The sequence below is a fragment of the Flavobacterium succinicans LMG 10402 genome, assembly GCF_000611675.1.
GTDB classification, from domain to species: Bacteria; Bacteroidota; Bacteroidia; order Flavobacteriales; family Flavobacteriaceae; genus Flavobacterium; species Flavobacterium succinicans.
In genome coordinates, this window is record NZ_JATV01000004.1 from 93,397 (window position 1) to 120,225 (window position 26,829).

Genomic DNA, 26,829 nt, shown 5'->3' on the forward strand with positions numbered 1-26,829 from the left:
AACCTCATTAAAATTAAAAAGTATGAAACGTTATATTTCTTCTCTTTCAATTCTTTTTGTCTTTTCCTTCTTCTTGACGAATTGTGCCCAAGAAGATTTTGACATTCCAAAATTAGAATGTACCCAAACTGATTTAAAAGTCAACCAAACCGTCGCTCAGGTTAAAGCCAATGCCAATGCAATTGTGGCGCAATACCCTTATGACGATAGTATAGAAGCATATGTGGTTTCGAGTGACGAAGGTGGTAATTTTTTCAAAACCATCAGTTTTCAAACCTTGGCCACGCCTACTTCGCCAGCCATTGGTTTTAGTGTACCTATCGATGCCACCAACTTATACATCGATTTTCGATTGGGCAACAAAGTCTACCTTAAACTCAAAAATCAATATACGGATATCAATTACGGTGGACTCAGAATTGGTGCTATATATGTCAATTCCTATAATGAAGGTGGCGTGGGCAGACTCTCCCAAAACGATTATAAAAAAGTGCTGTTCCCTTCTTGCACCATTATCGAAGAATCGCAATTGACCAAAGCTACAACCATTCCCGAACTGCTGAATGACGCCAACTTAAACACTTTGGTCGAATTGCAAAACGTACAATTTACTAACGATGCTGTAGGACGAAAATACTATGAGGAAAGCGAAGATATCGGTGGCGGCACCAATTGGAATTTGATGGACCAATTGGGGAATCAGGTTATTTTTAGAACCTCAAGCTTTGCCAATTTCGCCACCAAAACAGTCCCAAAAGGAAGCGGAAAAGTCAAAGGGATTTTGACCAAATTTGGCACCGATTACCAACTCATCGCCCGTTCCGAAAAAGATGTGAATTTAACAGGCGCCAGTATCACACCCTTCTTCAAGGAAGATTTTGAAAAAGTAGTCGATAAAACCAATCTAAGTTTACCCGGCTGGACGAACTTAGCCCAAAAAGGAACGCCAGTATGGAAAGGCACGGTGTACAATGGCAATGGTTACGCCGAGTTTGCGATATCTGGAACCAAAGTAGTTTCAAATGTAGCTTGGTTAATTTCTCCCAAAATCGACTTAGATATTTACACCAATGAAATCTTGACCTTCCGCTCGGCCCAACACCATCTCGATGTCGATTCGCCTCTGAATACCTTAGACGTTTTCATTTCCACCAATTTTGATGGTGTAAACATTGCCACCGCCACTTGGACTCCCTTGAAAGCCACAGTGCCCAAACAGGCTACCCCTTGGTACCAATTCATCGGCTCGGGCGCCATAGATTTAAGTGCGTTCAAAGGCAAAGTCAATATTGCCTTTCGCTACACAGGCTCAGGAAAAAATGCCGCACTAGACGGTGCATTTATGGTGGATGATGTGCAAATTTTTGGGGATAAGTAGGTCTCTATAATTAACTAATTTTGCTATCAAAAAATAGGTTATTATTCAGGTGTTTTTTTGGATATTAATTGCCTCCAACTTTAGTTGGAGGGATGAAATTTGAAAGCATTAAAGGCTTTAGCCCAAATTAGCTGCTTTTATTTGGCTAAAGCTAATGAAATCAATCCCCATAACTCCAGCTAAAGCTGTAGCCAATTGAAAGCAAGACTAGCTGAGTAGTTACAATAATAGAAAGAGTCAATGGTTGCTGTTTTCGCCGCAAAAAATGCGGTGAATAACTTTTTTTTTCACCGCATCGCAGTTATTTTTATCTTGATTATATTCACAAAGAAATGATTTTCTAAATCGCGTATACTAACAATCATTTTTGTATTTTGGCCGTCCCAAATCAAAACCAAACCAAAAATGAAAACCTATTTCGCGGCCTTCGTGCTGATGACTTTTTCGTATGTAATACACAGTCAAACACCTAACAAACCCATTCAATTAAAGCAAATTACTGTAGTTAAAACCAACTTTAGAAACCTTAAAAGTGGGGAAGCAATTCACAAAACTTACGATTTTGACCAAGGAAAATTAGTTACTATCAAAACCTCGGATGTGACACAAAGTTTTTTTTATAACGCCAAAGGCTTGCTCGATCACACGGTAAAAGACCGCAACGGCAGCAACTGGAAAGAGGTGATCACTTATGGTTACGACGCTCAAAATCGCTTGGTTTTATTTTCGAAGAAGTATGAAGAGAATGGAAGTAAGGTGACCAAAACTGTAACATATACGTATGAAGGTTCTCGAATTCAGCAGGTGACCAAAAAAAGCACCACGCAACAGCTTTTTGTAGAGGAAGTAGATTTTGTGATCGAAAACGGGAAGCTTGTTCGTCGTTCGGTTCGCGACAGAAACAAACAGATCGTTCACAAAACAGAGTATCTGTATGAAAAAGGGAACAACACCAAACAAACCGGACTTTTGGGTGATAAAACGATCAAATATTTTGGGTATGATAATAAAGAATCAGCCAATTTGTTGATGGTGAAAGCTATTTTTGGACCCAATTATCAAGTGATTGTTCCTTTGGTTTCGTTTCAAGAAGAGGAGTTCGCTATCCATGATGTTAGTGTTAACAACGAAATAAAGTTCAACACTTCCACTTCGCCGATCATTAAAGCAGGCACTTTTAAATACAATGCCCAAAATTATCCAGCTTCTTACGTGTTGATCGAGGACAGCGGCATGATCAAAACCGTAAAAACATATCTTTACGAGTGATTTTTTAGGCTATCGAATGGACGAACAAATAAGCCGCGAATTCACGAATTTTTTTAAATAGTAATTGGTGCAATTTTTTTAGAATCAAATAAATTTTAATTCAAGCATTCGTAGCTAACCTTTTTCACTAAGCTTCAAAAGTAATTTGCGAATTTGCGGTTCCTTTTGGATTTTGCCTCGAATGCACGTTTTTTTTAAAATAATAGGTATTATTTTTTTTGAATCAAATAAATTTTAATTCGAGCATTCGTGGCTAAACCTTTTTTTAAATTAAATAAATTTTAATTCGTGAATTTGTGGCTAACCTTCTTTTTCGAATCCGATAAAAATAATTCGTGCATTCGTGGTCACCTTCTTTAAAAGCAAATGATTAAATTTGTACCTTATTCAATGACATGTTAGAAAAAGAAAAATTAAATTTCGAAAAAACCGCTATTGTAGGGATCGTAACTCAAAGTCAAAGTGAAGACAAACTTAAAGAATATCTGGATGAACTAGAATTCTTGACCTTCACTGCTGGTGGACAAGTAGTAAAACGCTTTTGGCAAAAAATGGATAAACCCAATCCTAAGACTTTTTTGGGAACAGGAAAAATTGACGAAATTCATCTTTTTGTAAAAGAAAATGACATTTCGACCTTGATTTTTGACGACGAGTTAACGCCTTCGCAACAAAAGAATATCTCCAAAATTATCGACTGCAAAATCCTTGACCGAACCAATTTGATCTTGGATATTTTTGCACAACGCGCCGAAACTTCTTATGCGAGAACGCAGGTAGAATTGGCACAATGTATTTATTTATTGCCTCGACTTTCGGGTTTATGGACGCACTTAGAACGACAAAAAGGAGGAATTGGGATGCGTGGTCCGGGAGAAACGGAGATCGAAACCGACCGTCGTATTGTGCGTGATCGTATCTCGTTGTTAAAAGATAAAATCAAAACCATCGACAAACAAATGGGTATTCAACGCAGTAATCGCGGGGCCATGGTTCGTGTGGCGCTGGTAGGTTATACCAATGTAGGGAAATCAACCATGATGAATGCGGTAGGTAAGAGCGATGTTTTTGTAGAAAATAAATTGTTTGCAACTTTGGATACAACGGTACGAAAAGTGGTGATCAAAAACTTACCTTTTCTGCTTTCGGATACCGTAGGATTCATCAGAAAGTTGCCTACACAATTGGTCGATTCGTTCAAAAGTACGCTTGATGAAGTGCGCGAAGCTGATCTTTTGTTGCACGTAGTTGATATTTCACATCCCGATTTTGAGGATCATATTGCCTCTGTGAATCAAATTCTTTTGGATATTAAGGCCAATGATAAGCCTACGATCATGATTTTTAACAAGATCGATGCGTACCAACATTTGACTATTGACGAAGATGACTTGATGACCGAAAAAACGCCACGACATTTTACCTTAGAAGAATGGCAACAAACATGGATGAACCGTGTGGGGCATGAAAATGCTTTGTTTGTATCGGCGATTCACAAAGAAAATTTTGAAGAATTTAGAGAACGCGTATACGAAGCCGTTCGACAAATTCACATTACGCGCTTTCCGTATAATAAATTTTTGTATCCTGATTATAAGGATGCCATCGAAAAAGAAGACAAAGAATAAAAAAAGCCCCAAAATTCAGATGATTTTGGGGCTTTTTGGTTGAGATGTTTAGTTTTTCAAAATCCATGTACTCATCGTATCCAAGACAATGGGAGCGATAGTTTGTGTGATGCTTTCATATTCAGCGACCGTTCCTGTTTTTGCCTCTTGGAATAAGTGGTTGAGGTCAGGAAATGCAGTGATTGTTCCTTTTTTATTTCCTCCTTTTAGTAGGGAAGCTTGGATGCCAGCTAAGTTTTCAGTCGCTTTTACTTGTACATCCAAAGTACCGTTCAAAGCAAGAACAGGCACTTTGATTTTTGACCAATAGGTATCGGGATTTAATTTTAGGAAATAAACATACCATGGACGAGTAATAGCACTGGTTTGTTGGACAACAAATTCATCTATTTGACTTTCTGTAAGACCTTGATTTTGGGTTAATTTCTTAAATTCTTCACGAATGTAGTTTTGAAAATCCGTTTTTAATTGTTGGCCAGTATAGTTGATAATGAAGGCATATACTTTTTCGTTAAATGCGGTAGTAGTTGCAATTTGGTAAGCTGTGGCGCCTTGTGCTTTGGCAATGGATTGGGTTTGTAGCAACATCATTCTATCTATGGGAATTCCAGGGCCCGCCATCGAAATCACAAATTGTACTTTTTTATTTTCAGCGGCCACCATTGGGGCAATTAAACCGCCTTCGCTATGGCCTAAAACACCAATTTTTTTAAATCCTTTGGAGGTTAAAAAAGCTACAGCGGCTGAGATGTCTGAGGCAAAATTAGCTGAGGTATCTTCAGGGTTTCCTTTGCTAGATCCTCCAATGCCTCGATCATCTAAACGCAATACGCCAATACCTTTTTGAGCAAAATCATGAGCAATTACAGCAAAAGGTTGGTGACTAAAAATTTCTGAATTTCGATCTTGTGCGCCAGATCCTGTGATTAATACCACTACTGGAAATTCTTTTTTGTTTTTAGGCAAGGTCAAGGTTCCTGCCAAAGTATTTTTGTCTTTTGGGTTTACAAAAGTCACTTCTTGTATAGGGTAGTCGAAAGGCCCATTAGGTTGCTGCGGACGAATGGTTATTTTTCTTGTCAAAACCAGTGGATAAGTCCCGCCATTTTGTACAAACGTACCCTCGATAGCAGTTCCATTAAAAACGCCGCTATATTTTAGATTCAGATCAGGAGCGGTGAGTTGTAATTCATTATTCACAAAGATAGTTTCCTTAACGGGAATGCCTTTGGCACCTTGCATTGGACTTTCAAGTGAAGTTTGATATCCCTCACCGTTTTTTTGTATGGTGAAAATTAAGGGTAATTCCATGCCCTGAAAATTTAGTTTTCCTGTCCAGGATCCCTGAATTTCTTGAGCAATAATCGATTGGAAGGTTATTAAAAGAAATACTAGAACGCTTTTTGTTTTCATTGTTGCAGAAGTTTAAATAAAGCTCTAAGATAACCTAATACAATATAGCACACAAATGATTTAGGATTCCTTATGGTATTGTCGTTTTGTCTTTCTTTTTGAATTCAATTTAAAGTTTACAAAATTGTTTAATTCGGAATATAGAATTAAATCCAAGTACTTTATTTTATGTTATTAAAAAACTCCAAACTCTTTGCGTTTGTGGCAAGAGTTTGGAGTTGTATTGTGATCATTTTGAAACGTATCTTATTTTGTTTCTTCTTCTTTTTTAGTTGTAGCAGATTGCTCGTCTTTGGCTGCGTTTTTAAATTCTTTAATGCCGCTTCCCAATCCTTTCATTAATTCTGGAATTTTTTTACCTCCAAAAAGTAATAAAACGATACCCACTATAATAAGGATTTCAGTAAGTCCAATTCTTCCCATGATTGTGTTTTTTATAGCCGAAGCCAATTGGTTTTATTTAACGTTGCAAATGTATACAGAATTCCTTAATCTAAATGAGATTACATGAAATATTTATAGTTTTTTGAGTTAAAAATAGGATTATAGACCTTATGCTGAATTGATAAAATCATTAATCCTTATATTTGTCAAAATATCAGGAAGTATGTTTATAAATCGTTTGCTGCCCAAGGGACTCAAGGAATTGATACTCATGAAAAAAAGGTTGATATTAATTAACCAAGAAAACTTTGAAGAGTTATTTTCATTCCGATTGAGCCTTTTGAATGTTTTTGTAGCGGGTACTTTAAGTGCTTTTTTTTTAATTCTCATCACTACGGTATTAATCGCCTTTACTCCTTTGAGAGAATATATACCGGGATATGCTTCGACGCAATTAAAAAAAGAGGCCACTATTTTAGCCTTAAAAACCGATTCATTGACCCAAGCGATCAAAAAAAACGAAGCCTATCTCAAAGCGATACAAAATGTTTTAACGGATAAACTAGAACATGTAACGTTTAATAAAGATTCTATTTTGGCACAAACTCAAACAGCGATCGATCCTGAAACACTAAAAGCGTCTGAAGAAGAATTGAACTTACGCAATGAAGTAGCCGCAGAAGAAAAGAAAGCAAATTCCACCCAAGTTTCAAAGAAAAAGACCACCGTCAAAAAATAAAAAAGCATGTCTTTAAAAGCCTTTTTAGCAAAATTATTTGCTCAAAAAATAGTAAAAAAAACACAGCAATGGAGTCAAAATCCATTAGCAACGCAACAAGCTGTTTTTAGAAATTTAATACAAGAAGCGCAGAACACTGCCTTTGGTCAAGACCATAATTTTGAGCACATTAAAACACATGCCGACTTTGTGAAGCAGGTGCCAATTCGAGATTACGAAGGATTAAAACCGTATGTTGATCGAGTAGTAAATGGAGAAGAAAATGTGCTGTGGAAAGGCAAACCGCTTTATTTTGCCAAAACTTCTGGAACCACATCGGGTGCCAAATACATTCCGCTGACCAAAGAATCAATGCCGTATCATATTGAAGCGTCGAGAAATGCTATTTTACATTATATTCACGAAACAGGAAAAACAGATTTTGTGGATGGAAAAATGATTTTCTTGCAAGGAAGCCCCATTTTGACCGAGAAAAACGGTATCAAATTAGGAAGATTATCGGGCATAGCCGCTCATTTTGTTCCGGGTTATTTGCAAAAAAACAGAATGCCTTCTTGGGAAACCAATTGTATTGAAGATTGGGAAACCAAAGTGAATGCTATTGTAGAAGAAACTGTAAAAGAAGACATGCGAGTGATTTCTGGAATTCCGTCATGGGTACAAATGTATTTCGAAAAATTGCAACAAAAGGCTCAAAAGCCAGTTGGAGAATTGTTCAAAAACTTCAATCTTTTCATTTATGGAGGTGTTAATTTTGAACCCTATCGCGCCAAATTTGAGAATTTAATTGGTAGAAAAGTAGATAGTATTGAACTCTTTCCTGCTTCCGAAGGTTTTTTTGCTTACCAAGATTCTCAAAAAGAGAAAGGAATGTTGTTGCTTTTGAATTCAGGAATTTTTTATGAGTTCATCAAAAGTGATGATTTTTTTACTGAAAATCCAAAGCGTTATACCATAGGCGAAGTCGAATTAGGCGTAAATTATGTATTGATTATTTCTACCAATGCGGGACTTTGGGGCTACAATATTGGTGATACAGTACAATTTACTTCATTGAAACCTTATCGCGTTATGGTTTCGGGTAGAATCAAACATTACATTTCTGCTTTTGGGGAACACGTGATTGGCAAAGAGGTAGAAAGTGCTTTGCAAGAAGCGATTCAAGGCAGCGCTATTCGCATCAATGAATTTACGGTGGCTCCGCAAATCACGCCAAAAGAGGGATTACCTTATCACGAATGGTTTATTGAATTTGAAAACGAACCAGAGGATGAGGTTGCTTTTGCCGAAGCTATTGACCAAGCTATGCGCAAGCAAAATATCTATTATGATGATTTGATTTTAGGCAACGTTTTGAGAAAAGTAGTCATCACCAAAGTCGCCAAAAACGGTTTCCAAGACTATATGAAATCCATCGGGAAATTGGGTGGACAAAATAAAATTCCGAGATTGAGTAATGATCGAAAAATTGCTGCCTTTTTTGAAAATAAAAATCAGAATGAGAAATAAGTATTGGCTTTGGATGCTGCTTTTTGCATTTCAATTTAGTTTTTCGCAACTAAAAGGTGTTGTCAAAGATAGTATTTCAGGTCAGCCCATTCCTTATGTAAACATTTGGGTGGAGAATGAAAACATTGGAACCACCTCAGAACTAGATGGCACTTTTACTATCAATACAACGTCGGATAAAGTATTGGTTTTTTCGGCTTTGGGATTTGCATCCAAAAAGATAAAAGCAGATAAAATTGAAAGTGTTGTTCTCAAAAATGAAGCCATTGCTTTGCATGAGGTAATCATTGCACCTCCAAAACACGATTCCGAAATTGTAATTGGAAATTATAAAAAGGGATCGATTAATCATCATTTTGCCTGTGGTAATGCTCCTCAAATTCTTGCAAAATTTTTCCCATTTGTCAAAGAAATGGAACAGCATTCTTTTCTAAAAAGTTTACTTGTCCTAACAAAAGCGGAGAAAGGAAATGCCAAGTTTGTATTGCGTTTCTTTGAGGTTAATCCCGATGGAAGTCCTGGAGATGATTTGACCGCTCAAAATATTGTAGTTCCTATTAAAAAAGGAAAAAAGGATACTTCAATTGATTTGCAATCCTACAAAATAAAAGTACCTACAAATGGATTTTTCGTTGCTGTTGAATGGTTGATCATTGAAGACAATCGCTATGAGTATAAATTCACAAAAGCTAATGAAGGATCCAAAAAATTTGATGGAGTGGATTATGATCCTAGAATTGGAATTATACCTAGTGAAGAAACAACCACTTGGAGATATCATAAAGGAAAATGGCATAATCTTAATATTAAAAATACTCAGGCCAAATCAGATCGCTACAAGGATAAATATTTAGAATTAGCGATGAAATTAACGTTAACCAACTAAAAAAAACTTTTACTTACCTTTGAAAAGATTGTAGAAAAAAGAATTAAGCTTAAAATATTTGAAGTAGATTTAAATAAAAACACACGAAGATGAAAATCGAGAAAATTAGAATAAAGAATTTCAAAGTATATCAGGACACTGAGATAAGGGATTTGCCTAATATGTGCGTATTTCTTGGAGCTAATGGAGCGGGTAAATCTACACTTTTTGAAGTATTTGGTTTTTTGAGTGATGCGCTTAAAAGTAATGTAAAAACAGCTTTAAACAAAAGAGGTGGCTATAAAGAAGTATATTCAAGGAATGGGGTTGGAGATATTGAAATTGAAATAAAATTTAGAAATCCAGATGTGGATGGAAAAAAACAACCTTTAATTACTTATGAACTTTGTGTTTGTTTGGGAGAAAATAATTTACCAGTCGTTTCAAAAGAAGTATTGAGTTATAGGAGAGGAAATAGAGGAAGACCCTATAGATTTTTAGAATTTACTTATGGAAAAGGAAATGCAATTGTTAACGAAAGTGAATTTGAAAGTGCTAAACAAGAATTTAAAGAACAAAGAGAAGAACAAACATTAGATAGTCCTGATATTTTAGCAATAAAAGGATTAGGACAATTTCAAAAATTTAATGCCATTAGTTCTTTTAGAAGATTACTTGAAAATTGGTATGTCTCTAACTTTCAAATTCAAGCAGCTCAAAATATTGAAGATACTGGTTTGAGTGAGCATTTGTCAACAACAGGAGACAATTTGGCTCAGGTAACTAAATATATATATGAGAATTTCCCAGAAACCTTTCGAAAAATTTTAGACAAAATGAAAGAGAGAGTTCCAGGAATTGATAAAGTAGAGGCTACAGAAACTATTGATGGTAGAATCGTTTTGCAGTTTAGCGACGGTAGTTTTAAAGACCCTTTTATTTCTAGATTTGTTTCAGATGGTACGATCAAAATGTTTGCTTATTTGGTGTTACTTAATGATCCTAAACCACATCCTCTTTTATGTATAGAAGAACCTGAAAATTATTTACATCCTGAACTTTTGATTGAATTAGCTGAGGAATTCAGAGATTATGCTAATAGAGGAGGACAAGTATTTATATCTTCTCATTCACCAGACTTTGTCAATGCTTTAGAACTTGATGAACTTTTTTGGTTGAAGAAAGAAAATGGTTTTACAAATATAAAAAGAGCGTCAGAAGATAAAGCCATAGCTGATTTATTCAAAGATGGAGACAAATTAGGCTATTTGTGGAAGCAAGGATATTTTATTGGTAGCGGACCAAAAAATTAAGGTATGGCAAGAATTGAGATTTTAGTAGAAGAACCATCGATGAAAGAATTCTTAAACATTTTGTTGCCTAAAATTTTGGATAAAGAATGGATCTTAAACGAGAACTATTTTATCAGAAGTTTTGAAGGTAAAAGTGATTTACAAAAAAACATACCATCAAAGGTAAAATTGCTAAGTAATTGGAATCATGAAGCATCTGGTATAGTAATAATGCAAGACCAAGACAGTTCAGATTGTAAAATTCTTAAAAAAAAGCTTTTAGACATTTGTGATCAAAATGGGAATTGCCCTAAGCTAGTAAGGATCGTATGTAGAGAACTTGAGTCGTGGTATATCGGCGATTTTTTGGCAGTTAACAAAGCATATCCAAATTTTAAACATCAAAATTATATTAATAAATCAAAATTTAGAGTACCTGATAATTGTAATGCTTTCGATGAATTAAAAAAAATACTTCCTGAATTTCAAAAAGTAGGAGGGGCCAAAAAAATTGCACCCTTTATCACGATTGATGGAAATACATCTGAAAGTTTTCAGCAAACAGTAAATGGTTTGAAAAGATTTTTCAACACAATAAAAGATTAAAAACTAAGAATATGAATACAACCAAACATATATCAAGATCTAGAGCACAAGAATCTTCTGCGGCTATAGAAAAAATGTACATTACCATTCGCCATTTATTTAACCGTGGGTTTTATAAACCGATGGGAATTTCGGGAGATACCTTACGGGAAGCTTTATTGGCTTTACGCCCAGAGATTTATGGTTCTATTGCCGATGAAAAAGTAGAATTGAATGGGTTATTATACGTTATCGAACGACTTCCAGTAGGGATTGAAGAATGTCGATTTATTAATCTTACTTCGGATGAAGGGTATTCTAAATCGCATTTTCAGGCTATTGTTCCGCCAAAGCGAAGAAGAAATTGTTACCGAATTGACGAAGAACAAATGAATGTTGAAATCACTCGCGGGCGTTCCGATATTTATGATATTTTGACGCATCTGACCTTTATTTTTATCGAATCGCATAAAATCAAGGAACGTGTTTTGTTAGATGATGCTGGCGAAGTTTCTAGAGATTGGCTAAAATTGGAAGCCGCCGTAAACCAAACGAAGAAACTAACACAAATCGAAAAAGAAAAAGCGATTTCGCATGCGTCTAATATTTTAGGAAGAACTTTTGAAGAAGTATTAGACATTTATGATGCTTTTGGTTCAGAGAATGCACCTGATCGTTTTCTGCATGTAATCTATTGGTTAGGAAAATTAGCCATCGAGGAAGTGGTAGACAACAATAAAAGAACCATCACTTTTAGTCCTATTTTGAGAGAACGTTTGGGACACCATATTCATGGTGAAGTTTGGGCGAATAATATCAAAGAGGTTTTACAATCCAAAAACTTATTAGACCGACCTATTCACGTTATTAGTGCCAACATGCACAGTGTGATGAATTCTATTTTTGCCACACCACTACTCAAATCGAAGTTTAAGGATCAATCTGACTTTGTGATTTATGAAGAATTGAGTAACTCAGGCGCCAAAGAATTACGCAAGCAAGTAGAAACGGTGGCCGAGAAAAACGGAATGGTATTTTTGCCTGATACTTCAGGAACCAATATTGATGTGCAATTGTTTGATACCGCCAAAATTGATTGGTCCAAAACCGCTTTTCCAAAGGCACAATTAGGAGACAAAGCGCCTGTTTTGATTGTTATGGATTATGCTTTTGGAGAACAAGCCTATGAAACCATTGATGAATTATTAAAGCCTTATAAAAAAGAGACCTTGCTCAATGTACAGTCGGTTTCTATTATGGGAAAAGCTGGAATTCTCGAAGGCGGCAAAGGAGATATTATGATTCCAAATGCCCATATCAACGAAGGAACAGCAGATAATTATTTCTTTGAAAATGAATTGACCGCTGAGATGCTCGAAGGTAATGACATCGCTGTTTTTGCAGGACCAATGGTTACCGTTTTGGGAACATCACTTCAAAATAGAGATTTGTTGAAGTTTTTTCATGAATCGACTTGGGGCGTGATAGGCCTAGAAATGGAAGGGTCCTATTATCAAAAAGCGATTCAATCGGCCTCTAAAATCAGAAAGAGTGTACCAAAAGATATCAAAGTGCGTTATGCCTACTATGCTTCGGATAATCCTTTGGAAACTGGAAGTACTCTAGCCTCTGGCGGATTGGGAACTACTGGTGTAAAGCCAACGTATTTGATAACGATTAAAATTTTAGAACAAATCTTGAATAGTAAATAAATAACTAATGAGTACACCTTCGCATAGCGATTCAGAAATTGATGTATTTCAAATTACTACCAAAGTGAAAAAGGGTTTCGAACGATTGAATACGCTGCTGTTCAATTACATTCAGTTTTTTGTACACCAATGGAAAATAGTTGTTGCCTTATTAATTATTGGTTTTGGTTTGGGATTATTTTTGGATAAAAGCAATAAATTGTATACCCATGAAATCACTGTGATTCCCAACTTTGGAAGCGTCGATTATTTGTATGCTAAAATCAATTTGATTCAATCAAAAATTAATGCTGGAGATGCCGATTTTTTGCAAAAAGAAGTAGGATTATCCCACCCAGAAGCTTTAAGAAAGATTGAAATCAAACCCATAGCCGACGTCTATAAATTTATTGAAGACAAAGAACGCAACTTTGAGTTGATTAAATTAATGGCCGAAGTTGGAGAAGTTAAAAAGGTACTAGAGGACAATATTACCAGTAAAAACTACACTTACCATAATGTATCAGTCCTTACTAATGGAATCGCGAATGAAAAGGAGTTGATTACGCCTTTACTGAATTACCTAAATCAATCAGACTATTTTTCAGCAATGAAGGAGGTGGAAGTCGCAAATTTGAAACAAGCTATTGCACAAAATGATACCATTATTCAACAAATAAACGGAATTCTTAATGGGTTTTCGGCCAATGTAAAAAGTAGTTTGAAAAATGACAAGCTCATGTACTACAATGAAAACACCCAACTCAATGATATTATAAGATCTAAAAGGGATTTGTTATTTGATCAGAGTAAGAATAGGTTGAAAGTAATCAACTTTCAAAAAACAATTAAAGAGATAACCTTCACCATGAACAGTACTACTTCAAAAGTAGTAAATGGCGTAATGAAATTTGTATTGCCATTATTTCTGATTTTGTCGTTTGTATTTATTCGTTTGTTCATCCGATTTTATCAAAAGCAAGTGGCTAAATCCAAAACAGCAGCTTCATAAAAATCTCTTTCTTTTACAAACAAAACCTAATGTGTTAAGAACTCTTCGCTTTCATTTCCTTAAGACCTTTCAAAATTCTGTAGTTAGGCAAAGTCTGCTAACCTTGTTCATTAGGGTTTTTGGGGTAGTACTTTTGTTTGGTTTTACGTTGTTTTTAACGCAAAAGTTTACTCCTCAAGTAGTAGGACAATATGATTTTGTCCGGACTTTTCTTTTTGCTATCGGAAGTATTTGTTTATTGGGTTTTGATCAATCCATATTATATTTCAAAGGGCGTTTGTATCCAGAGTACTCTTTGGGACATTTGAAAAAAGTATATCTAAAAATGGTCTTAATGCTGTTTTTTGCTTCCCTGCTTTTATTGGTTTTCATAGTAGTATTGGATGCTTCAGTGGTTACACAATTTTTCTCCGACGATGCAACTTATCACCTTTTGTTAAAAGCTTCGGCAGCTTTGTTTTTTTATGGTCTTTCAATTCTAAATGTCGAGGTTTTTAGGGCGTTAGAGGAAATAGCAGTAGCTGAACTATTTCGGAATATTTTCAAATACTTACCTATAATTGTAGTTGCTTTTTTATTAGTGCAATGGCAATTAGAACCCTATTTGGTGGATGCTTTTTTGTTGAGTTTTGTTTTTATGGGAATTTTGACCACCGTATTGACTTTTTACTTTTTTACCAAAATACCAGCTACTTATTCCACTGATTGTTTTTCTTCTCGAGAGATTATCACACATTCCTTTCCTATTGCTGTAAGCGGAATGGCTATTTTTTTGATGATGAGTTTTGACATCTTGTTTTTAAAAAAGTATTTTGGTGACGCAACTGTTGCTTATTATGCTGTGGCGGTCAAGTTAATGACATTGTTGTCTGTTATTATTTTGACGGTAAACATTACTGTTTCGGCAGCTATAGCAGCCAGTTTTTCGAATAAAGAAATAGATAAAGTGCAGCAAATTGTGCAAAATAGTTCCCGATTAATAGTAGCGATTACACTGCCTGCAGTTTTTGTGTTGCTTATTTTTCCAGAGTTTATTTTACAATTTTTTGGCTCCAATTATGTAGTTGCGAAAGAAGCTTTATTCATATTGGTTTTGGGACAAGGTTTTTGTGCTTTTTTTGGATCGGCTCCTGTTTATCTGAACATGACAGGCCGACAACACATTTTTCAGCGCATTGTTTTACTAGCGCTTTTGCTTAATTTTATTTTAAACTATTTTTTAATTCCCTCGTACGGAATGATAGGAGGTGCGATAGCTTTTTCTGTCAGTGCTTTGTTTTGGAATTTTAGTACGGCACTTTTTGTGTATTTTAAAGACGGTATTAAGTTGTTTTTGAGTTAATTTCTAAATTTTTTACGCATCTTTATTATTTATCATCAAAATGTCTTTTATTATAAAAAAAAATACCGCTACTTTTTTACTTCTTTTTGGTCTCAATTTGGGACTTGCCTTTGCCGCGAGTTTTTTTTTACCACCGAAATTCTTTTACGATGCTGCCATCATAGCGTATGACAAAGGCAATGAAATAGGCTATTTTGGAAGTTATCCACTGACGATTTTATTTTATAAAATAACGGGATTGCGTTATCTGCCTTTTTCTGTAATTGCTTTGATTCAATTTCCAATTTTGATGCTGATTCTTTACAAAATTGGAATTCCAAGTACCTTTGAAAAAATTACGATTAAGAACGTTTTAGTGTATTTTTCTTTTTCGATTATTGCTATTTTTATTTCAATGCCTTCAAAAGAGTTTCTTACTTTTTTGTATCTTTCTCTTATTGTCTTTTTGTTTCAAAAGAAGATTTTTAATTTCAAAACGAACTTATTAATTGCCTTATTGCTTTTTGTTTTTTTTGGTGCAGTATATCGTCCTTATTTTGTATTACTTCCTATTGTTGCCATGAGTATGTATTGGATCTCTTGTATTAAAATCCAAAATCGAACTTTTGCTACCTTGTGTTATGGTATTGGAGTTATGATTTTGTTGTCTTTGAGTTACGGAGTAGTACAAGGTAAATTTTTATCAGAGCAAACGCGCGAGTTCTTAAATTTAACCCGATTGAATTCGCCTGATGCCAATTCGATCATTTTATCACCAGTAAAAACAGATACGTGGTATGGTGAAATCATTGGAATTCTATATGGTTTTTTTACAGTAAACCTGCCTTTAAATGGGCTAAAACATTTTTTAAAACCACAAATTGTCCTCTTCGTAATTTGGCAACTGTTTCTTTTTTATATTTTGTTGGTTCGATTGGCACGTTGTATAAAAGACAAAAAAGAATACGTTTACGAGTTGTGGATGCTTCTTTTTGTCTTCTCATTTTTTATACTTCAAGGTGTTTTTGAACCGGATTTGGGATCAGCAATTCGACACAAAATGGGAATTTTTCCACTAATTTATTATGCATTATACTATGACCATTTCCGAAAAGAATTTCAATAAAATTTTCTCCTTTTTTTTGGTTGCGATTGCTTGTACCTTAATTTTCAGGAAGCCTTGTACTTGGTTAATTTTTGCTTTTGCGGTTTTTAATATTTTCTATTTTAAGAAAACACAATGGTCTAAAAAGGCCTTGATTTTAGCAGGCATCATCGCTTCCCCTTTTTTGTTAGAATTAGTGTTTTTTTTTAACAATGATTCTTTGGCTCAAGGGATTAAATCTATTGAAAAAACGTCGGCATTGGTTTTGTTTCCCTTATTTATTTTGGGGAATTACCAAAGGATTTCTTTTTCGAAATTGTTGCGGTATTATGTGAATGGTACGACGTTAGTAATGATTGTTTTTACGCTTCGGTTTGTATTGGTTTATCCGGAGTACGTCACCAAGTATTGGCATGGTGTTCACCTTTGGGAAATGGGTTATGTTTTTGCCAATTCTATCGGAATTCATGCGCCTGCGCTCAATATGCACTTGGCTTTTGTGAGTGTAGCGGCTTTGTATTTGTTATTAGATTCTTGGCAAATAAAAAAGGATTATAGAACTTCCTTTTTATCCGTTTTGGTGTTTGTGTTTTCTTTTTTCTTTGTGCTTTTGGTCAATACTCGAATGGCATTATTCAATGTACTTACAGGTTATTTATTTGTAGTGTTCTCGTTTTTTTTAGTGCATTTTAATTTAAAAAAAATGATGTTGTATAGTGTTGTCATCGGTGGAGTAGTACTCGGAATTTTAATACTCTTTGTTCAAAAAAATCCTTACATGAAAGAAAAATATGGTTCGGTGACGTTTGCTTATATGGACAAGGTGGGGAAATTGGACGAAATTGAGCATCCCGAAATAAAGGTTTTTAATGCTTTGGTAACCAGAGTTTCTATCTGGAAATCGGCTTGGGAGTTATCGTTACAGCATTTGCCTTTTGGCGTGGGTGCTTCGGATGGAAAACCGGAATTAGTGAAGTATTATAAACAAACCCATCAGTATTTTTTGGCGGAATATGCTTTTCCTACCCACAATCAGTTTCTTGATTTTTTATTAAAATTTGGTGTTTTAGGACCACTTGTAGTGTTGCTTTATATTGGTACAATTGGCTATTTGGGAATTGATTTAAAAAATGCATTGGCCTTTTCGTTCTTTTTTCTTTTTTTTACTTCGAACTTAACGGATGATTTTTTGTTGCGTTTTGATGGAATTACGTTTAGTGGTTTTTGGTTTTCTATTTTTGGAAGTCTTTGGTTGCAGCAAAAAAATACTGTTCGTACAATTCCTGGAGTGCCGTAAAGTTTTTGGTTTTATCAAATAAATTAATGCATCTTGATTCTGCATTTTTGCCAAATTCGGCTCTAACATTTGGATCTTCCAATGTTTTGAAATATTCTGTTAGCTCTGACGTTTCTTGGAACAAAAAGCCAGTTTTGTTGGGAAGAATGAGATCAATATTTCCAGCAATTTGTGTAGCAACAATTGGTTTTTGTAATGCCATGGCTTCAAGTATGGCGATGGATAATCCCTCCCAAAGCGATGTTTGAAGATAAATATCGAAAGAATTTAAGTGCTCATAAACTTTTTGTTTGTTTATAAACCAACCGGTTACTTTTATATTTGGTGCTGTAAGCTCTTCTCGTTCTTCGCCATCACCGACCCAAACAAATTGATAGTTTGGAAATTGTAAGGCAATTGAATTAAATAATTTTGGATTTTTTTGGGCAGTAATTCTTCCTGTAGTACCAATGGTTAATTTCGGATTAACAAAGGGTTGTAAATAGCGTTGAATACTCGCAATGTTGATCCCATTTCTAATCATTTCGGATTTTCCTAGTTGTTTTGCTAATTCAAATTCAGAGTCACCACAAGCGATAGTGATTCCTCCGAAGATTTTTTGAAAAAATTTCTCGATGGACCAATATGCTTTTTTGGCCATAGGAGAACTATCGGTGCGTAGAAAAGCATAGCCATGGGGCGTATAAAAAACGAGAGGTTTTGGGTTGAGAAAGCAGCAAGCGATTCTTCCTAGGACACCAGCTTTGGAGGAATGCAAATGCACCACATCGGGTTTGATTGCTTGAAGTTCATGAATTAAGGTTTGTATGGCTTTGAGGTCGGAAATAGGGCTAATTTCTCGTTTCATCGCTACTTTTTTATTTGGGAGGGCAGCGAACAATTGGGCTGCTTTTTGCGGATCGATTTCTTTGCGCTTGTCGCTATAGAGGATGAAAGTAGACACTTTTTGACGGATAGTTTCTTTTTCAAAATGATGGGTTAAATCTTCAAAATAGGTATAAACGCCTCCGCCTAATGCTTCGATGATATGTACAACTTTCAATTTTTTTCTTTTTGCTTGGAAAACAAAAATAAAGTTTTCTAGAGAACTTATACTAAAATCTGGTTGTAATTGAGTAAAAAATAATGCCAAAATGCCTGTTGTAGCTCTTTAGCCCTGGGAGTAGCGGCATCCTTTGCTTTTTTTCTTTAAAAAAGCAAAGATACAGCGGATCACGGGACGATGTAACCTAAAATGCCTTTGCTGGCTGCTTCTAGAGTAAAAGAATGGCGAGGTTTGTGGGTGAGTTTTCTTCAAATCAATTACATTTGTTATTCAATACTATGGAAGCAATGAAAAGAATACTTATCACTGGAGCAGCTGGATTTTTGGGATCGCATTTGTGTGATCGTTTTATTAAGGAAGGATATCACGTAATTGGGATGGATAACTTGATTACGGGAGATTTAAAAAATATCGAGCATTTATTCAAATTAGAACATTTTGAGTTTTATCATCACGATATTACCAAGTTTGTGCATGTTCCCGGAAAGTTGGATTATATTTTGCATTTTGCTTCGCCAGCAAGTCCTATCGATTATTTAAAAATCCCGATTCAAACCTTAAAAGTTGGGTCATTAGGCACTCATAATTTATTGGGATTGGCGAGAGTTAAAAAAGCCCGTATTCTTATCGCATCCACTTCAGAGGTATACGGAGATCCTTTAGTACATCCACAAATGGAGGAATACTATGGCAACGTAAACACTATTGGTCCTCGTGGCGTGTATGACGAGGCGAAACGTTTTCAGGAATCCATTACGATGGCGTACCATACCTTTCACGGAGTAGAAACTAGAATTGTTCGTATTTTCAATACTTATGGCCCCAGAATGCGTCTCAATGACGGGCGTGTAATTCCAGCATTTATTGGACAAGCCATTCGAGGCGAAGACTTGACTATTTTTGGCGATGGGATGCAAACGCGTTCGTTTTGTTATGTAGACGATCAAGTGGAAGGCATTTTTAGATTGTTGCATTCGGATTATGTATATCCCGTAAATATTGGAAACCCTGACGAAATTACGATTAAAGATTTTGCCGAGGAAATCATCAAACTAACGGGCACTTCTCAAAAAGTGGTGTATCATCCATTGCCAATAAATGATCCTTTGCAGCGTCAACCAGATACTACCAAAGCCAAAGATTTATTGGGTTGGGAAGCCAAAGTGAATCGTGCAGAAGGGATGAAAATCACTTATGATTATTTCAAGTCGCTTTCGAAAGAAGAGTTATCTAAGGAAGAACACAAGGATTTTTCGAAATATATTTTTTAATTCCAAAGCTCATTTTCATCATCAGTGAAGACCAAAACCGGTAGATATTCAGGATATATTCGACCCTTTTCCTATGTTTTGGACTGCGGAATCATTTTAGTAGCGGCTATTTATTGTACCGATTTACCTATCATATCGTTTAGTATTATTGCCTTAATTGTGGCTTGGTTGGTTATTGCATCGACCTTAGGATTTTATGAAGTATATCGGTATACTAAAGTTATTGCTATTCTGAATTGCGCTTTCAAGCAGTGGATGCTATTTTCACTGTTTTCGTTAGCCGTTATTTTTATCAATAACCCTAGTGCAAGTATTCAAAAGACGCTCTTTTTTAGTTCAATTATCATTGCGGTGGTGTTGTTTTTTAAGTTGGCGATTTACTATTTTCTGCAAAAATTCAGAGTACTTTTTGGAGGCAATTTTAGAAAAGTGGTCCTTTTGGGTAGTCCCAAAAATATTGCGCCATTGCAACATTTTTTTACCGAAAACCCAGATTATGGTTATGTATTAAAAAAAGTATTCGACTTAGAACATCATCGTAAAGATCATATTAAGGAAAGTTGTGAGTATGTTTTGATCCATAAAATCGACGAGATGTACTGCGCGATGGACGACTTGAGCCAGAAACAAATATCTGATTTGGTTGATTTTGCCGATAATAATTTGAAGACTTTGAAGTTTATTCCCAACGAAAAACAAATCCTTTCTCGCAACTTTGTCTTCGATTATTACGATTATATTCCTGTGATATCTTTGCGAACTATTGTTTTAGATAGCGATTTGAATAAAGCTATCAAAAGAGGTTTTGATCTTGTTTTTTCCTCGCTCGTCATCATCGGAATTTTATCATGGCTTACTCCAATTTTAGCAATTATCATCAAACTAGAGTCCAAAGGACCTTTGTTTTTTGTGCAGAAAAGGAATGGACTTAACTATCGAGAATTCAATTGTTATAAATTCCGCTCCATGAACGTCAATCCAGAAGCTCATTTGGAACAAGTCTCTAAAAACGATCCAAGAATTACTCGGGTGGGACGATTTTTACGAAAAACCAGCATTGACGAATTGCCTCAATTTATTAATGTTTTTTTCGGACAAATGTCGGTAGTGGGACCAAGGCCGCATATGGTGAGTCACACCGAAATGTATGCACAACGCGTCAATAAGTTTATGGTGCGTCATTTTGTAAAACCCGGCATTACAGGTTTGGCACAAACCAAAGGCTATCGCGGCGAAGTAGAAAAAGAAACGGATATCATTCACCGAGTGAAATATGATATTTTTTATATGGAAAACTGGTCAATTTTGTTGGACATCAAAATCATTTTCATGACGATTTTCAACACCATCAAAGGCGAAGAGAAGGCATATTAAATTACATTTTCAGTTATTAATTGCTGGATTTGTTGTTCCAAATCAAATTCTTTTTGGGCAGTGGCGAATATTTCTTTTTTCATCAGTTGAATGTTGGACTTTCCAGTATCTGAAATTTTGACTAAAACCGAATTCAAGTTTTTAAAATCACCGACCGGAGCCACCCAACCTAATTTGTTTTCATGGACAATGGTTTCGCCTTCGCCGCCACCAAAGTAGAGAACGGGAAATCCTAAAGCACCATATTCAAAAATTTTGGAAGGAACGGAACCATATATTCTTGTTTTTAAAGGAATAATTGCAATGTCAAAACTCTTTAGTTTTTCGTGTAATAGGTGACGATCTAGCATTCCATGAAAAATTATTTTTTTATCAGGATTTTTTTCCAAGAAGTCTTCAAGTGCTAGTTTTTCGGCACCATCTCCAAAAATGTGTAATTCGACGTTGAGTCCCTCTAGCTTTATTTTTTGGCACAATTCTAAAACCCCTTGGGCAACACCTAATAATCCTGCGTAAAACAATTTAATGGGTTCGTTTACATTGGAATCCATTTGAGTTTCTTCCCTTTGGTGATCGGGAAAGTTACGATATAAATAGCATTTTTTATCTGGAAATTGTTCTTTTATATGCGTGATAATTTCGTTCGATTGTCCCAGAATCACTCCAGCTTTGGCATAAATAAAACGTTCAAAAAACAAGGAAACCTTGTGTGAAACACTTCCTTGTTTTATTGCTTTTAGCTCAATGGCAGCGGTGGGCCATAAATCGGAAACGTTCAAGAGAATGGTTTTTCGAGTAATCCAAAGTGCCAAAACCGCGACAAACGAAAGCAAGAGCGGAGGCGATTGTACGATGACTTTTTGAGGTGTTTTTTTGAAGAGTAGATTCAAAAAAAGCATACTCGAAAACGATAAAACTGAGAGTGTTCTCTTGAAGATGTTTTTGCTTACACTCGGATAAATCCAAAGACGTTTGACGGTAATGTTTTGCCTGTTTTCTACAACCGAAAATTTACCTTTATACTCAGGAAATAATTCGCCTTTTGGGTAATTTCCCAAAGGACAAAGAACCGTTACTTTATAATTATTTTGACTCAGTTTCAAAGCCAATTGCTCAATTCTATTGGCGGCGGCTCCTTTTTCTGGCGGATAATAATTGGATATAATGAGAATGTCTTTCATTAGATTTGAAGTAAAATAGCAACAATTCGTTCCGAAGCTTTTCCGTCCCAAAGCTCAGGAATTCCATATGTTTTTTTAGAAGTACTTTCTTTGTTTAAAAACGCTTCAAAGTGCTTTTCTAGATTTTTTATAGAAGTTCCTACCAAAGTATTTGTGCCAATGGTTTGGGTTTCGGGACGTTCGGTGTTGTCTCGCATAGTAAAACACGGAATGCCCAAAACGGTTGTTTCTTCTGAAATTCCGCCTGAATCCGTAATCACAGCAAAACTATTTTTGATGAGAAACATAAAGTTCAAATAACCTTGTGGCTCCACAAAAAGAATGTTTTTTAGATCTAAATTTCTTTCTCCCAAAATAGCCTTGGTTCGAGGATGAATCGGAAAAATTACTTTTTTATCACCAGCTAATTTATCAATGCCCAAAAGCAATTGAATTAGCGATTGTTCTTCGTCCACGTTGGAAGGGCGGTGAAGCGTAAGAATGATATAATTTCCATTTTTTAAATTAAATTCTTTCCAAAAAGCAGGTTCCTTTATCCGATTCAAATTTTGGTATAAAGTGTCTATCATCACATTGCCCACAAAATGAACTTGAGAGGAATCGACACCAGTTTTTAATAAATTTTCAGATGCTGAAGTGGAAGTTGTAAAGAAATAATCGGTTATGCTATCGGTTACAATGCGATTGATTTCTTCGGGCATGGTCCAATCGCCAGAACGAATTCCGGCTTCAACATGTGCTACTTTTCTATTTTGTTTTTTGGCGACAATCGCACAAGCCATCGTCGAATTGACATCGCCCACTACCAATACTAAATCGCAAGGATTGGCCATGACTTCTTTTTCAAAAGCGATTAGGATGGCTGCCGTTTGTTCTGCTTGCGAACCACTTTTTACCTCTAAATTTGCATTAGGTTTTGGAATATTTAGTTCTTCAAAAAAAGTATCACTCAAATTTTTGTCATAATGCTGTCCGGTATGAATTAGCCGATACGATATTTTGTATCCTTCTTTTTGTTTTTTTTCGATTGCTTTTATTAACGGTGCAATCTTAATGAAGTTGGGTCTTGCTCCTGCAATTATGGTGATTTTCATTTTTTGTCTATTTTTTATACCCAATCGTTGTTTTCTTTGGTTCGTTCTCTTTTTTCTCAGTCAACTCATCCAAATACGAAAAAACCAATTCAATATTCTTGTCGTGATTTTCTAGTTTTTTCTGAATCTGCAGGATGTCTATTTTTAGCTCCGTAGTGTCCAAAAGCATTTGTCTTACTTTGGCAAAGATGCGCATAATTTGGATATTCACCTGAATGGCTTTATCGCTTTTTAATATACTCGATAACATTAAAACACCGTGTTCGGTGAAAGCCATCGGTAAATAGCGCAAGCCCATCTTATCCGAATTGGAGATCACAAATTGTGACCTCCAATTTTCAAACTCTGATTTAGTAAGCTCAAACATAAAATCTTCTGGAAACCGTGATATATTTCTTTTTACAGCTTGCTTTAAAACTCTAGTTTCAATCCCGTAAAGTGTAGCCAAATCACGATCCAGCATCACTTTTTGGTTACGGATAAAGTATATTTTGTTAGCAATAGTTTCTTCCGAAAGTAGCTAATTGATAGTCATAGGTTCTCTTTTGAAAACACAAATATACGATTTTATTTACTTTTTAAAAATGAAGTAAACTGCTTCAATTTGCCACGTTGACTCCGTTCAAGTTTTTCTTTTCGAATGAAACTAAAAATTAATCCACTTTCTAAATACAAGGCTATCGCACTTTCAATTTTTTGAATTTGTGCTGTGGTCAAATCGGTTTGGCTTACATATTCAATTTCAAACGAATCGATTTGGGTTTGTTTGATGATAAATTCTTTGATAGTACCGTCGTCTTCTATGATGCTTTTGGTTACATAATAAAAAGTCAGTCCTGGTGATTTTTTTCCACTTGGTAATTGAGCCACATCATTGGTTCGCCCAATTAGTTGTTTGAGAATAGGTTTTTTTGGAGTGCTTTTTTTATCCAAAACACCAATGTCACCCAAGTCATAGCGAATAAAAGGATGCGCTTTATTGAAAAGAGAAGTAATCACAATTCGTCCAGGAGTTCCATTCGGAACCACTTGATTGTTTTCGTCCAAAATTTCTACAAACAAGGTTTCAGCGTTGACTTGCCATTCTCCATCTTGATTTTGAAAAGCAATCAAATCCAACTCAGAGGCACCGTATTCATTAACTACTGGGATTCCAAATTGCTTTTCTAATAAGGTTTTGTCTTCCGGGAAAAGCATTTCTGAAGTGACTACACACACCTTCAGCGTTGGACAAATCGTTTTGAGCACTATGTTTTTTTGCTGTAAAAATTTGGCAAACAAAACAATAGAAGAAGTATAGCCATTGATATAATCGAATTTTTTGGTCTCGAATGGTTTCAAAAATCCTTCTAAAATGGTATCCGATAAATCAAAAATCGGAAAGCGATAGCGATGACTCAAAAAGTCTTTGAGTCGTTCTTTTCTATACCCCAAAAAATCCATCGGAATGCCGTAAAATCGGGCTTGATACGAGCTGTTAAAATCGATACCGTGCCAACCGAATCGTGTAATATTCGATGCCCAAGTTAGCGCATGGGCGTATTTGTCTTTGGCAAAAACAAAAGGAGTTCCACTTGAGCCGGAGGTTTTATTGAGATAAACATTTTTGGTTGTAAAGCCTTTCGACAAACGTTCTGCCAATGGTTTTTGAAGATGATGTTTGTTCAAAACAGGTAAATCGTTCCAGTTTTCAATGATTGTTTTGCCAACCAATGTTTTATAAAAAGCATTGTTCTCTATATGATACGCCACAATTTCCTTCTTTTTTTTGGCTAAAAAGACCTGGTGTTCGGCATCGGATAATTTAAAAATGGTATCCAATTCCAATTCTGCTTCACGAATTGGGAAACCATTAAGTCGAAGGGTTAAATTAAAAAGACGAAACATTGCATAAAATTTTATCAAAAATAAACTATCTAAGTGGGCATCGGTAGATATACACGAACTTTTTACAATTAAATTATTTTTTACGTTCAAAAGCAATTATTTTTGCATCACTTCTTTAAAAGGAGAAAAATCAACACAATAAACCACTACAACATGAATATTTTACTATTAGGTTCCGGCGGAAGAGAACACGCTTTTGCTTGGAAAATGACTCAAAGTCCACTTTGTGACACGCTATTTGTGGCGCCTGGAAATGCAGGAACAGCAACGATAGCAACCAATTTAGATTTTAGCGCTACAGATTTTGAAGCCATCAAAGCCGTAGTGATAAAAGAAAACATAGAAATGGTAGTCGTAGGGCCAGAAGACCCATTAGTAAAAGGCGTGTATGATTTCTTTTTGAATGATGCCGATTTAAAACACATCCCTGTTATTGGCCCATCAAAAGTGGGAGCACAACTAGAAGGAAGTAAGGAATTTGCTAAAGAATTCATGATGAAGCATCAAGTTCCTACTGCAGCTTACGATAGTTTTACAGCCGAAACAGTAGAAAAAGGGTGCGAATTTTTAGCGACACTTCAACCGCCATACGTTCTTAAAGCCGATGGATTAGCTGCTGGAAAAGGCGTTTTAATTATTCAGGATTTAGCCGAAGCCCAAACCGAATTACGTAACATGTTGGTAGGTCAAAAATTTGGCGCTGCAAGTTCAAAAGTAGTTATCGAGGAATTTTTGGACGGAATTGAATTGAGTTGTTTTGTATTAACCGATGGTAAAAGCTACAAAATTTTGCCCACCGCCAAAGATTACAAACGCATTGGTGAAGGGGACACGGGATTGAACACTGGCGGAATGGGAGCGGTTTCTCCTGTGCCTTATGTAGATGATGTTTTGATGGAAAAAATTGAAACGCGAATTGTACAACCTACCATTGCTGGTTTGCAAAAAGATGGCATTCCGTACAAAGGTTTTGTGTTTATTGGTTTGATTAACGTGAATAACGAACCGATTGTGATTGAGTATAATGTTCGTATGGGGGATCCAGAAACAGAAGTTGTTATTCCTCGATTGAAGTCAGATTTAGTGGAGTTGTTTTTGGCAGTAGCCAATGAAAAACTAGACGAATTCAATTTAGAAGTTGATGAAAGAAGCGCTACTACCGTGATGATAGTTTCAGGAGGTTATCCAGAAGATTTCGAGAAAGGGAAAGTAATTTCAGGATTAGAAAAAGTTGAAAACTCTATTGTTTTTCATGCGGGTACCAAATTAGACAACGGAGCTGTTGTTACTAATGGTGGTCGAGTAATGGCCATTACTTCTTACGGAAACAATTTTCAAGAAGCTTTGCAGCAATCTTATGACAATGTATCTAAAATTCAATTCGAGAAAATGAATTATAGAAAAGACATCGGATTCGATTTGATCTAGAAATAATGATACAACAAAGCCCAGTAATGTCAATAACTACTGGGCTTTTTTTATTTTAGAT

General features: G+C 35.6%; 23 protein-coding genes. 16 read left to right on the forward strand and 7 right to left on the reverse strand.

The annotated features are described in order from the left end of the window. Positions 1-22 precede the first annotated feature (22 nt). The 3 genes from AO58_RS0104355 to hflX all read left to right on the forward strand — a co-directional run bounded on the left by AO58_RS0104355 (position 23) and on the right by hflX (position 4,275). Positions 23-1,378: a DUF5689 domain-containing protein gene (locus tag AO58_RS0104355; protein WP_024980530.1), complete on the forward strand. Its 1,356-nt coding sequence runs from the start codon at positions 23-25 to the stop codon at positions 1,376-1,378. A gap of 405 nt (positions 1,379-1,783) precedes the next feature. Further along, entirely contained in the window at positions 1,784-2,647 is an 864-nt protein-coding gene (locus AO58_RS0104360; protein ID WP_024980531.1) for an RHS repeat protein, read from the forward strand. 395 nt (positions 2,648-3,042) lie between these two features. Further along, the gene (gene hflX / locus AO58_RS0104365; protein WP_024980532.1) at positions 3,043-4,275 is read left to right on the forward strand and encodes a GTPase HflX; all 1,233 of its coding nucleotides are present in this window, start codon (positions 3,043-3,045) and stop codon (positions 4,273-4,275) included. Positions 4,276-4,323: 48 nt separating this feature from the next. Here hflX and AO58_RS0104370 read toward each other — a convergent pair whose 3' ends face one another. Both AO58_RS0104370 and AO58_RS0104375 read right to left on the reverse strand, forming a co-directional pair. Continuing rightward, positions 4,324-5,688, reverse strand: coding sequence for an alpha/beta hydrolase family protein (locus AO58_RS0104370; protein ID WP_024980533.1), 1,365 nt, complete (start codon positions 5,686-5,688; stop codon positions 4,324-4,326). Positions 5,689-5,934: 246 nt separating this feature from the next. After that, on the reverse strand, positions 5,935-6,111 hold the full coding sequence (locus tag AO58_RS0104375) for a Sec-independent protein translocase subunit TatA/TatB (protein WP_024980534.1): 177 nt from the start codon (positions 6,109-6,111) through the stop codon (positions 5,935-5,937). A gap of 184 nt (positions 6,112-6,295) precedes the next feature. Here AO58_RS0104375 and AO58_RS0104380 point away from each other — a divergent pair, with 184 nt between their 5' ends. The 10 genes from AO58_RS0104380 to AO58_RS0104425 all read left to right on the forward strand — a co-directional run bounded on the left by AO58_RS0104380 (position 6,296) and on the right by AO58_RS0104425 (position 17,488). Beyond that, complete coding sequence (locus AO58_RS0104380) at positions 6,296-6,811, forward strand: hypothetical protein (protein ID WP_024980535.1); 516 nt, start codon at positions 6,296-6,298, stop codon at positions 6,809-6,811. Between the two features lie 6 nt (positions 6,812-6,817). Further along, on the forward strand, positions 6,818-8,320 hold the full coding sequence (locus AO58_RS0104385; RefSeq protein ID WP_024980536.1) for a GH3 auxin-responsive promoter family protein: 1,503 nt from the start codon (positions 6,818-6,820) through the stop codon (positions 8,318-8,320). After that, positions 8,310-9,206, forward strand: a complete 897-nt coding sequence (locus tag AO58_RS0104390) for a carboxypeptidase-like regulatory domain-containing protein (protein WP_162150394.1) — start codon at positions 8,310-8,312, stop codon at positions 9,204-9,206. Before AO58_RS0104385 ends, AO58_RS0104390 begins: the two co-directional genes overlap by 11 nt. 89 nt (positions 9,207-9,295) lie before the next feature. After that, positions 9,296-10,498 (forward strand): AAA family ATPase, encoded by a 1,203-nt coding sequence (locus AO58_RS0104395; RefSeq protein WP_024980538.1) that lies wholly within the window; start codon positions 9,296-9,298, stop codon positions 10,496-10,498. Positions 10,499-10,501: 3 nt separating this feature from the next. Next, positions 10,502-11,083 (forward strand): DUF4276 family protein, encoded by a 582-nt coding sequence (locus AO58_RS0104400; protein ID WP_024980539.1) that lies wholly within the window; start codon positions 10,502-10,504, stop codon positions 11,081-11,083. An 11-nt stretch (positions 11,084-11,094) separates the two neighbouring features. Beyond that, complete coding sequence (locus AO58_RS0104405; protein ID WP_024980540.1) at positions 11,095-12,774, forward strand: DUF6909 family protein; 1,680 nt, start codon at positions 11,095-11,097, stop codon at positions 12,772-12,774. 7 nt (positions 12,775-12,781) lie between these two features. Continuing rightward, entirely contained in the window at positions 12,782-13,765 is a 984-nt protein-coding gene (locus tag AO58_RS0104410; RefSeq protein WP_024980541.1) for a hypothetical protein, read from the forward strand. A 31-nt stretch (positions 13,766-13,796) separates the two neighbouring features. Next, on the forward strand, positions 13,797-15,107 hold the full coding sequence (locus AO58_RS0104415) for an MATE family efflux transporter (RefSeq protein WP_024980542.1): 1,311 nt from the start codon (positions 13,797-13,799) through the stop codon (positions 15,105-15,107). Between the two features lie 40 nt (positions 15,108-15,147). Then, a complete protein-coding gene (locus AO58_RS0104420; RefSeq protein ID WP_024980543.1) occupies positions 15,148-16,212 on the forward strand; it encodes a hypothetical protein in 1,065 nt (354 codons plus the stop codon). After that, entirely contained in the window at positions 16,172-17,488 is a 1,317-nt protein-coding gene (locus tag AO58_RS0104425) for an O-antigen ligase family protein (RefSeq protein ID WP_223253648.1), read from the forward strand. Before AO58_RS0104420 ends, AO58_RS0104425 begins: the two co-directional genes overlap by 41 nt. On the opposite strand, the gene AO58_RS0104430 is transcribed toward AO58_RS0104425, so the two are convergent. Continuing rightward, positions 17,424-18,530, reverse strand: coding sequence for a glycosyltransferase (locus AO58_RS0104430; protein WP_024980545.1), 1,107 nt, complete (start codon positions 18,528-18,530; stop codon positions 17,424-17,426). The two genes, AO58_RS0104425 and AO58_RS0104430, sit on opposite strands and share 65 nt — an antisense overlap. Before the next feature lie 290 nt (positions 18,531-18,820). Between AO58_RS0104430 and AO58_RS0104435 the strand changes: the two genes are divergently transcribed. Beyond that, positions 18,821-19,804, forward strand: a complete 984-nt coding sequence (locus AO58_RS0104435; RefSeq protein WP_024980546.1) for a UDP-glucuronic acid decarboxylase family protein — start codon at positions 18,821-18,823, stop codon at positions 19,802-19,804. A 24-nt stretch (positions 19,805-19,828) separates the two neighbouring features. Next, complete coding sequence (locus AO58_RS0104440; RefSeq protein ID WP_024980547.1) at positions 19,829-21,178, forward strand: exopolysaccharide biosynthesis polyprenyl glycosylphosphotransferase; 1,350 nt, start codon at positions 19,829-19,831, stop codon at positions 21,176-21,178. On the opposite strand, the gene AO58_RS0104445 is transcribed toward AO58_RS0104440, so the two are convergent. The 4 genes from AO58_RS0104445 to AO58_RS0104460 form a co-directional block, all read right to left on the reverse strand. Beyond that, positions 21,175-22,359, reverse strand: a complete 1,185-nt coding sequence (locus tag AO58_RS0104445) for a glycosyltransferase family 4 protein (protein ID WP_024980548.1) — start codon at positions 22,357-22,359, stop codon at positions 21,175-21,177. The two genes, AO58_RS0104440 and AO58_RS0104445, sit on opposite strands and share 4 nt — an antisense overlap. Continuing rightward, the gene (wecB, locus tag AO58_RS0104450) at positions 22,359-23,453 is read right to left on the reverse strand and encodes a non-hydrolyzing UDP-N-acetylglucosamine 2-epimerase (RefSeq protein WP_024980549.1); all 1,095 of its coding nucleotides are present in this window, start codon (positions 23,451-23,453) and stop codon (positions 22,359-22,361) included. The genes AO58_RS0104445 and wecB overlap by 1 nt, the downstream gene beginning before the upstream one ends. A gap of 7 nt (positions 23,454-23,460) precedes the next feature. Next, a complete protein-coding gene (locus tag AO58_RS16935) occupies positions 23,461-23,955 on the reverse strand; it encodes an ORF6N domain-containing protein (RefSeq protein WP_255211329.1) in 495 nt (164 codons plus the stop codon). Between the two features lie 65 nt (positions 23,956-24,020). Continuing rightward, positions 24,021-25,340 carry a phenylacetate--CoA ligase family protein gene (locus AO58_RS0104460; protein ID WP_024980550.1) on the reverse strand — a complete coding sequence of 440 codons (1,320 nt, stop codon included), beginning with the start codon at positions 25,338-25,340 and terminating at the stop codon, positions 24,021-24,023. Positions 25,341-25,493: 153 nt separating this feature from the next. On the opposite strand from AO58_RS0104460, the gene purD reads away from it, so the two are divergent. Next, on the forward strand, positions 25,494-26,768 hold the full coding sequence (gene purD, locus AO58_RS0104465) for a phosphoribosylamine--glycine ligase (RefSeq protein WP_024980551.1): 1,275 nt from the start codon (positions 25,494-25,496) through the stop codon (positions 26,766-26,768). Positions 26,769-26,829: the final 61 nt, after the last annotated feature.

Bases quoted from the DNA above. Each gene is read 5' to 3' on its own strand.
- AO58_RS0104405 (WP_024980540.1), top strand. From the start codon at position 11,095: ATGAATACAACCAAACATATATCAAGATCTAGAGCACAAGAATCTTCT.
- AO58_RS0104385 (WP_024980536.1), top strand. From the start codon at position 6,818: ATGTCTTTAAAAGCCTTTTTAGCAAAATTATTTGCTCAAAAAATAGTA.
- purD (WP_024980551.1), top strand. From the start codon at position 25,494: ATGAATATTTTACTATTAGGTTCCGGCGGAAGAGAACACGCTTTTGCT.
- AO58_RS0104400 (WP_024980539.1), top strand. From the start codon at position 10,502: ATGGCAAGAATTGAGATTTTAGTAGAAGAACCATCGATGAAAGAATTC.
- AO58_RS0104380 (WP_024980535.1), top strand. From the start codon at position 6,296: ATGTTTATAAATCGTTTGCTGCCCAAGGGACTCAAGGAATTGATACTC.
- AO58_RS0104370 (WP_024980533.1), bottom strand. From the start codon at position 5,688: ATGAAAACAAAAAGCGTTCTAGTATTTCTTTTAATAACCTTCCAATCG.
- AO58_RS0104410 (WP_024980541.1), top strand. From the start codon at position 12,782: ATGAGTACACCTTCGCATAGCGATTCAGAAATTGATGTATTTCAAATT.
- AO58_RS0104435 (WP_024980546.1), top strand. From the start codon at position 18,821: ATGAAAAGAATACTTATCACTGGAGCAGCTGGATTTTTGGGATCGCAT.
- AO58_RS0104375 (WP_024980534.1), bottom strand. From the start codon at position 6,111: ATGGGAAGAATTGGACTTACTGAAATCCTTATTATAGTGGGTATCGTT.
- AO58_RS0104360 (WP_024980531.1), top strand. From the start codon at position 1,784: ATGAAAACCTATTTCGCGGCCTTCGTGCTGATGACTTTTTCGTATGTA.
- AO58_RS0104425 (WP_223253648.1), top strand. From the start codon at position 16,172: ATGCATTATACTATGACCATTTCCGAAAAGAATTTCAATAAAATTTTC.
- AO58_RS0104420 (WP_024980543.1), top strand. From the start codon at position 15,148: ATGTCTTTTATTATAAAAAAAAATACCGCTACTTTTTTACTTCTTTTT.
- hflX (WP_024980532.1), top strand. From the start codon at position 3,043: ATGTTAGAAAAAGAAAAATTAAATTTCGAAAAAACCGCTATTGTAGGG.
- AO58_RS0104445 (WP_024980548.1), bottom strand. From the start codon at position 22,359: ATGAAAGACATTCTCATTATATCCAATTATTATCCGCCAGAAAAAGGA.
- AO58_RS0104460 (WP_024980550.1), bottom strand. From the start codon at position 25,340: ATGTTTCGTCTTTTTAATTTAACCCTTCGACTTAATGGTTTCCCAATT.
- wecB (WP_024980549.1), bottom strand. From the start codon at position 23,453: ATGAAAATCACCATAATTGCAGGAGCAAGACCCAACTTCATTAAGATT.
- AO58_RS0104390 (WP_162150394.1), top strand. From the start codon at position 8,310: ATGAGAAATAAGTATTGGCTTTGGATGCTGCTTTTTGCATTTCAATTT.
- AO58_RS0104355 (WP_024980530.1), top strand. From the start codon at position 23: ATGAAACGTTATATTTCTTCTCTTTCAATTCTTTTTGTCTTTTCCTTC.
- AO58_RS0104395 (WP_024980538.1), top strand. From the start codon at position 9,296: ATGAAAATCGAGAAAATTAGAATAAAGAATTTCAAAGTATATCAGGAC.